General features: G+C 67.9%; 7 protein-coding genes and 1 pseudogene. 4 read left to right on the forward strand and 4 right to left on the reverse strand.

All coding sequences use genetic code 11. The annotated features are described in order from the left end of the window. From I55_RS05235 to I55_RS05245, 3 genes are all read right to left on the reverse strand, one after another. Positions 1–615: class I SAM-dependent methyltransferase (locus I55_RS05235; protein ID WP_148293578.1), on the reverse strand; the 615-nt coding region annotated here is incomplete at its 3' end. A 113-nt stretch (positions 616–728) separates the two neighbouring features. Next, entirely contained in the window at positions 729–1,046 is a 318-nt protein-coding gene (locus tag I55_RS05240; RefSeq protein WP_044559453.1) for a hypothetical protein, read from the reverse strand. A 122-nt stretch (positions 1,047–1,168) separates the two neighbouring features. After that, positions 1,169–1,507, reverse strand: coding sequence for a hypothetical protein (locus tag I55_RS05245; protein WP_044559454.1), 339 nt, complete (start codon positions 1,505–1,507; stop codon positions 1,169–1,171). A gap of 275 nt (positions 1,508–1,782) precedes the next feature. On the opposite strand from I55_RS05245, the gene I55_RS05250 reads away from it, so the two are divergent. Further along, entirely contained in the window at positions 1,783–2,439 is a 657-nt protein-coding gene (locus I55_RS05250; protein WP_049973858.1) for a response regulator, read from the forward strand. 62 nt (positions 2,440–2,501) lie between these two features. Further along, positions 2,502–3,077 (forward strand): hypothetical protein, encoded by a 576-nt coding sequence (locus I55_RS05255; protein ID WP_044559455.1) that lies wholly within the window; start codon positions 2,502–2,504, stop codon positions 3,075–3,077. A 67-nt stretch (positions 3,078–3,144) separates the two neighbouring features. On the opposite strand, the gene I55_RS05260 is transcribed toward I55_RS05255, so the two are convergent. Then, positions 3,145–5,604 (reverse strand): Tex family protein, encoded by a 2,460-nt coding sequence (locus I55_RS05260; protein ID WP_044559456.1) that lies wholly within the window; start codon positions 5,602–5,604, stop codon positions 3,145–3,147. Positions 5,605–6,137: 533 nt separating this feature from the next. Between I55_RS05260 and I55_RS05265 the strand changes: the two genes are divergently transcribed. Continuing rightward, complete coding sequence (locus tag I55_RS05265) at positions 6,138–6,794, forward strand: tetratricopeptide repeat protein (protein WP_044559460.1); 657 nt, start codon at positions 6,138–6,140, stop codon at positions 6,792–6,794. Then, a pseudogene (locus tag I55_RS05270) lies at positions 6,791–7,298 on the forward strand (hypothetical protein); the annotation flags it as partial. The gene I55_RS05265 and the pseudogene I55_RS05270, both read left to right, overlap by 4 nt.

Here is a 7,298-nt window from a genome sequence, read left to right on the forward strand (position 1 = left end):
CGCGACATCCCGCCGCGCGGGGGCGAAGGCCATTTCCAAGGTAGGGCGCCAGAAGGGCTTGGCGGCATCGGCCAAGGCTGATTGCGTGAGCGCCGTTTCCGTCACCGTGCCGAAGCCGGCGCCGCTGAACAGGCGTGACAGGCCGCCTTCCTCGGCGAAGCGGAACAGCGTCGACAGTGCGGGCACGCCGCCCAGCATGTGGTCCAGCAAGCGGAACAGGGTGTTGTCGGCCTGGGGGCCCCAGCACAGCACGGCGGCGAGTCCATTGGGGCGCAATACACGGCGCATCTCCGCCACCGCGCCCATGGCATCCGGCACGAACATCAGGCCGAAGCGGCAGCTGACACGGTCGACACTGGCGTTGGGCAGGGGCAGGGCGGTCATGTCGGCCGCCAGGAAGGACAGGGCGCCGATACCGGTGCCACGCCGCCGGGCACCGGCCATCATGGCGGGTACCAGGTCGCTGGCCAGCACGCGGCCGTGCGATGTCATCGCCTTGGCTGCTGTCAGTGCCGGTTCGCCGGCGCCGCTGGCCAGGTCAAGCAGGATATGATGGGGGGCGAGATCCAGGGCCGCCAGCAGCGGCTGGTTCAGCCGGGCGGCTGGGTCTGCCATGGCGTCGGCCCAGCGGTCCCAGGCCGGGCCGCTGTCTTGCCAGCGCCGTATCTCACCGTCACGGGTGGGACCGGCGCGGGTGGAAGCAAGGGCGGCGGGGGTTCCGCCGCCGCTCAATGCAGGACCCGGGGGTGGCTTTCCTGCGGCTCGTAGCCGCCGTCGGCCAGGCGGTGGCGCAGCAGGTCCACCTCTTCCGTCAGGCGCTGGTTGAATTCCCCCAGCCGCTCAACCTGGCCGGCCAGGTCGGTCAAGTCCCGCTGCAGGCGGGTCAGGTGGTCGGACGCGGTGCGGGCCAGGTTGGACTGGCGTACGGCCAGGCGGCCCAGGCGGCGCCAGACGTAACCGACGCTGAGGCCGGCGGCGGCCAGAACCGCCACGCAGGCAAAGACCAGGAATAGGGCGGGGTGGGCGTTGTCCAGCTGCGAGAGCATGTTCGTTCAACCACAGGGGGCCGCGTCGTCAGGCGGCGGTCGAAGGATGTCGGTGACCTTCCCTACAGATAAGCCGGCCACCGTCGTGTGAAAAGCCCGCTGCCGCGACCGTCTGGGGCCGGTCAGGTCAGGCTGGTGGTCGCCTCGGCGAAGTTGTCCGGCGTCAGGGCTGCCAGCTTGTCGCCGAAGGCGCGCAGAACCGGCAGGAAACGGTCGATCTGGTCGCGGGTGACGTGGGCGTCGGTGCGCAGGATGATGTCCGGGGCCGCCTGCAACAGCTGAGTCATGCGGAAAGGGCCGATCTGATCATCCAGAAACATGGACAGGCCCATCAGCATGCCCAGGGTCACGTCGTCCGGCGCGCTGGGGGTGTTCAGCACGTCGTGCAGCTGCTCCATCAGCGTGTAGGTCAGGACGGAGGTTCGCTCGATCAGGTTATTATGAGGAATAGGCCGGGACATGGGACTGGCGCTCCTTTCAACACCTCCCCTGCTGGGGATGGCGAACCATACGGCGCCGCTTGTCACCAAACCGTTAACTGCGCAAGAACGGCGTCTGGTACGGGGTGAGGGGGGCTGATCGCACCGGATGCGCAAGGGGATAGGTTTGACGGCCGCGCCGGATTGGGGACACCATGGGCCGCTTTATTCCGCGCACCCACGGGCGGAAGGGGCTACACTGCCGGCCGAATCCGAATAGGGGCTGGCCAACTGGGGCCGCATGGCTTTAGGGCGTTATGGCATCGGCGAAGTCTGGAAAATATTACCGCCTTGACGGTCTGAGCGTCCTGGTGGCGGATGACAACCGCTTCGTGCGCACCATCCTGGTCACGGTGCTGCGGGGTCTGGGCATTGGTCGCGTGTTGCAGGCCGAAAGCGGGGAAGAGGCGACGGCCATCCTGGATGTTTCGACCCAGATCCAGGGCGCCAGCGACATCGACATCGTTTTCGCCGATCACCTGATGGCGCCGGTGGACGGGCTGGAACTGCTGAAGTGGGTGCGGAATCATGACCATGAGAAGCTGAAGTTCATCCCCTACATCATGATGAGCGGCGAGGCGGACGAGAACGCGGTGCGCCTGGCCCGTGACGGCGGGGTCACGGAATATCTGGCCAAGCCCATGTCGGTGGCCAACGTCGCTTCGCGCCTGCTGGCCATCGTCGACAAGCCCCGCCCCTTCGTCAGGGCGCCCGGCTATATCGGGCCGGACCGGCGGCGCCAGACCTTGCCCTATGAGGGAGAGGACCGGCGCGTCATGGCCGGCCGGCGGGTCACCCTGGAAGAGGCGTCCAACGACGACGAACTGCCCCCGGTGGGCCAGGCGGTTCCCGATGTCAGGGAAGAGGCCGGGGCGGTGGGGGCTGAGGACGCCCCGGCGGAAACTGTGGATTAACACCTTTGGCGGATAGGCCGCGCGGCCTCCGGGAAGTTGTGTTGCCTGGACAGAGGAATGGAATGACGGAAAAGCCACCGAAAGCCACGGGCACCCCAACCCAGCCCGAGCAGAAGCCCGGCAAGGGCCTGCCGGGGAAGGGTACCCGCGTGGTGGAGATCATCGAGCTGCCGAACAAGCTGCGCGCCAAGGTGGGCGGCGGCGCCGACGGCAAGCCGGGGCAGATCGATCCCGCCCATATCGAGCGCGCCAGCCGCCACGTGGCGCGCATGGCGGAGGCGCATCAGGCCCAGACCCGTATCGACCTGACAACCCTGCAGGCGGCTTTCGAACAGGCCAAGCGCGATACCGAGAACCGCGTCCAGCATCTGCGCAAGGTCTACAAGATCTCCGACGGGATCATGACCCTGGGGCGGACCTTTGGCTATAATCTGCTGTCCGATTTCGCCAATTCCATGAACCACTTCCTGGTGGATCTGGAAAATCCGACGGACGCGCTGCTGACCGTGCTGGGGCTGCACATCGATGCCATGCACGTGGTGGTGCGCGATGACATCAAGGGCGACGGTGGCGAGTTGGGGCAGGCCCTGACCAAGTCATTGGCCCTGGCCCGCGCCAAGTTGATCCATAAAAGGTGACGGTGGTGGGGAAGCCGGCTGCGGCGGCGTGAGGTCGGGACCTCGCGCCGCTGCTGCCGGGTATCGATCACTTGTCCTTGCGCGCGCGGGCGAAGGCATCGGCCAAGGCGCCGCCGAAGGCGTTGCCAAAGCTGCCGCCGCGCGACTCCTGGGGCTTGCCGCCGGCTGGCCTACGGTCGCCTTGGGGACGGTTGCCGGAGGGACGGTCGGTGTTGGGACGGTCGGCGTTGGGGCGGCCGCCCTGGGGACGATTGCCGCCGGGGCCGCGATTGTCGTTGCGGTTGCCGGGACGGACGTCGTCCTGGCCGCCATGCGCGGGATTGCGGGGGCCAGCGGGGCGGGCCGCCTGTTCTTCCAGCCGCATGGTCAGGGCCACGCGGCGGCGCTTCAGGTCCACCTCCAGCACCTTGACCTTGACGATGTCGCCGGCGGTGACGACGGCGTGCGGGTCCTTCACGAACTTGCCGGCCAATTGACTGATATGGACCAGGCCGTCCTGGTGCACGCCCACGTCGACGAAGGCGCCGAAGGCGGTGACGTTGGTGACCACGCCTTCCAGCACCATGCCGGGTTGCAGGTCCTTCAGTTCCTCCACGCCATCCTTGAAGGCGGCGGTCTTGAACTCCGGACGCGGGTCGCGGCCCGGCTTCTCCAGTTCCTTCAGGATGTCCTCGACCGTTGGGATGCCGAAACGATCGTCGGCATAGTCCGCCGGGTCCAGGGACCGCAGGAAGGGGACGTCGCCGATCAGCGTCGCCAGCGTGCGGCCGGTCTTGGCCAGGATGCGTTCGACCACGGCATAGGATTCCGGATGCACGGCGGAGCCGTCCAGCGCGGTGTCGCCGTCGCGGATGCGCAGGAAGCCGGCCGCCTGCTCAAAGGCCTTGGGGCCCAGGCGTGACACGTCGAGAAGCTGGCGGCGGTTGCGGAAGGCGCCGTGCGCGTCGCGGTGGTCCACGATGTTGCGCGCGATGCTGTCGCTGAGGCCCGACACACGGGCCAGCAGGGGCACCGAGGCGGTGTTGAGGTCCACGCCCACGCCGTTCACGCAATCCTCGACCACGGCGTCCAGCGTGCGGGCCAGCTTGGTGGCGCTGACGTCATGCTGGTACTGGCCGACGCCGATGGACTTGGGGTCGATCTTGACCAGTTCCGCCAGCGGGTCCTGCAGGCGGCGGGCGATGGACACGGCGCCGCGCAGGCTGACATCGAGGTTGGGGAATTCCTTGGCCGCGACCTCGGATGCTGAATAAACCGAGGCGCCGGCCTCCGACACCATGATCTTGGTCAGCTTGAGTTGAGGGAACTGGGCCATCACGTCAGCGGCCAGCTTGTCCGTCTCCCGCGACGCGGTGCCGTTGCCGATGGCGATCAGGCCGACATTGTGTCGGCCGGCCAGCGCCGCCAGCGTGGCGACGGAGCCAACCCAGTCGCGGCGTGGCTCATGCGGGTAGATGGTGGCGGTTTCCAGCAGCTTGCCGGTGGCGTCCACCACGGCGACCTTCACGCCTGTGCGAATGCCCGGATCCAGGCCCAGGGTGGCGCGCTGGCCGGCCGGCGGCGCCAGCAGCAGACCCTTCAGGTTGCGGCCGAAGACGGCGATGGCCTCATCTTCCGCCCGGTCCCGCACCGTGCCCATCAGGTCCAGTTCCAGATGCAGGGCGATCTTGGTGCGCCAAGCCCAGCGGCAGGTGTCCAGCAGCCAGCGGTCGGCGGGCCGTCCCTTATCCTCGATGCTGAATCGATGGGCGATGGCGGCCTCGCACGGGTGCTGCTGACCCGGCGCCGGATCCTCGCCCACCTTCATGGCCAGGTCCAGGATGCCACCGGCGCGGCCGCGGAACAGGGCCAGGGCCCGGTGCGACGGCAGGCCCGCCAGCGCCTCCGCCTTGTCGAAATAGTCGGAGAACTTGGCGCCCTCCTCGGCCTTGCCTTCCACGACGGTCGAAACGATGCGGCCATGCTCATGACAGTAGCCGCGCAGGAACCCCAGCAGCTCCGCGTTTTCGCCCATGCGCTCCACCAGAATGGCCCGGGCGCCGTCCAGCGCGGCCTTCGCGTCGGCCACACCCTTTTCGGCGTCGACGTACGCGGCGGCGCTGGCTTCCGGGTCGTGCGTCGGCTGGGTCAGCAGCAGGTCGGCCAGGGGCTCCAGCCCCGCCTCCCGCGCGATCATGGCCTTGGTCCGGCGCTTGGGCTTGTAGGGAAGGTACAGATCCTCCAGCCGCGTCTTGGTGTCGGCGGTGGCGATCTGGGTGTGCAGCTCGGGCGTCAGCTTGCCCTGTTCCTCGATGGACTTGAGGATTGTGGCCCGCCGCTCCTCCATCTCCCGCAGGTAGCGCAGCCGCTCATCCAGGGTGCGCAGCTGGGTGTCGTCCAGGCCGCCAGTCGCTTCCTTGCGGTAGCGGGCGATGAAGGGCACGGTCGAGCCTTCGTCCAGCAGGGCGACGGCCGCGGCGACCTGTTCGGGACGGGCGGCGAGTTCGGTGGCGATCAGGCCGACGATGCGGCGCGCGGTATCGGTCATGGCGGCTATGGATCAGGCGTGGTGGCAAGGACGAAGGCCCCGTCAGCGGGGCCCAGGCTCATTACCGCGACGCGGCAAGGACCGCCAGTCTTTGCTTCACCTACCCCGTCGGAAGCGGATTATCCACCTTTCGGGCAGGGGAATCGGCGCAAACGGGTGGGACCACCCCTGGCCGCATTCAGGGAAAGCCGCGCTATTCCTGGGGTGCCGCCGTCACCATCTTCCTCTTTCGGACAGGAAGGGGACGTTTTTCCGTGTGTCGTTCCACAGACTTATCCACAGCTGCTGATTATTTCGCGCGGCAAAAACAACCGACCGATAGGAAACGGCCTCTCCGCCCGTGCCAAGGGCGGCTGATTTAATCTATGCTGCCCGCCCGGCCATGATGGCAGGGCGATGTCGCCGTATCCGGGGACGGCGGGCAGGGGATTGGGGGGACAGTCGATCCGGACTTTCCTTGACCGTCACGCGCCCCTCTGGTATCGGCGCGGATTGCTGTTATGGTGCCGGCCTCGGTGTCGAAGAGTGAGCTGATGAGCGATATTTTTCGCGAGGTCGATGACGACCTTCGCCGTGAACGATTGGAAAAACTGTGGCGTCGGGTGGGGCCCTACCTGCTGGCGGGGGCGGTGGCCATCCTGGCCGGCACGGCCGCCTATGTGGCCTGGGACCAGTACCGCACCAAACAGGCCATCGAGCGCACCAGCGCCCTGATCTCCGCGACGGAGAAGGTGTCCCCTGCGCTTGAGGGCGGCGACGTCAAGGACGCGCTGGCGGCCTTGGCGGCGGTGACGCCCAAGCTGGGCGGCGCGCCCGCCACCCTGGCCCGTCTGCAGGAAGCCGGCCTGAAGGCGGCCAGCGGCGACGCCGCTGGCGCCATCGCCCTCTATGACCAGATCGCCGGCAGCGCCGATAACGATCCCCTGTTCCGCGACCTGGCCCAGATCCTGGCCGTGATGCAGCAGGTGGATACCGGCAATCCGGCGCAGTTGCAGTCCCGCATCTCCGGACTGACCAAGGGCCCCTGGCGCTACAGCGCGCAGGAATTGTCGGGCCTGTTGTACCTGCGTGCCAACGACCTGGCCAAGGCCAGGGAGATTTTCCAGTCGCTGTCCGTCGATCCGGCCGCACCCCAGGGCGTCCGCGCCCGCGCCGCCGATCTCGCCGCCCTCTACGCCGAGCAGAAATGACCAACAAGAACGCCGTCACCGGCCTGTCCTCCATCGAGGTCCAGTCTCGCGCCCCCGGTCGCGCCCCAGGCCGCGCCATCGCCGCCGGCCCCACCTCGTCCGGACGGCCCATGCGCATCCGCCGCGCCGTCGGCCTCAGCACCGCCCTGGTCGCGTGCATGCTGATGACCGGCTGCGGTATGTTCGATTGGCTGGGCTTCGGGGATGACGACAAGCCCAAGGAAAAGCTGGCCGGCAACCGCATATCGGTGCTGCAGCTGGACCAGCAGATCGAGCCGGACAGCCAGGCCCAGTCCAAGCAGGTCGTCCTGCCGGACGCCGTCACCAACACCGATTGGGCCCAGCCCGGCGGCAACGCGGCCCACAATCCGGGCCACGTCAGCTTGCCCAAGACGCTGAAGCAGGCGTGGAAGGCCAGCATCGAGGGGTCGTCCAGCGACAATCGCCTGCTGGACGGCCCGGTGGTGGCCGACGGCAAGGTTTATTTGCTGGACACCGACTTCG

This window comes from Azospirillum sp. B4, assembly GCF_000333275.1.
Lineage (GTDB): Bacteria > Pseudomonadota > Alphaproteobacteria > Azospirillales > Azospirillaceae > Nitrospirillum.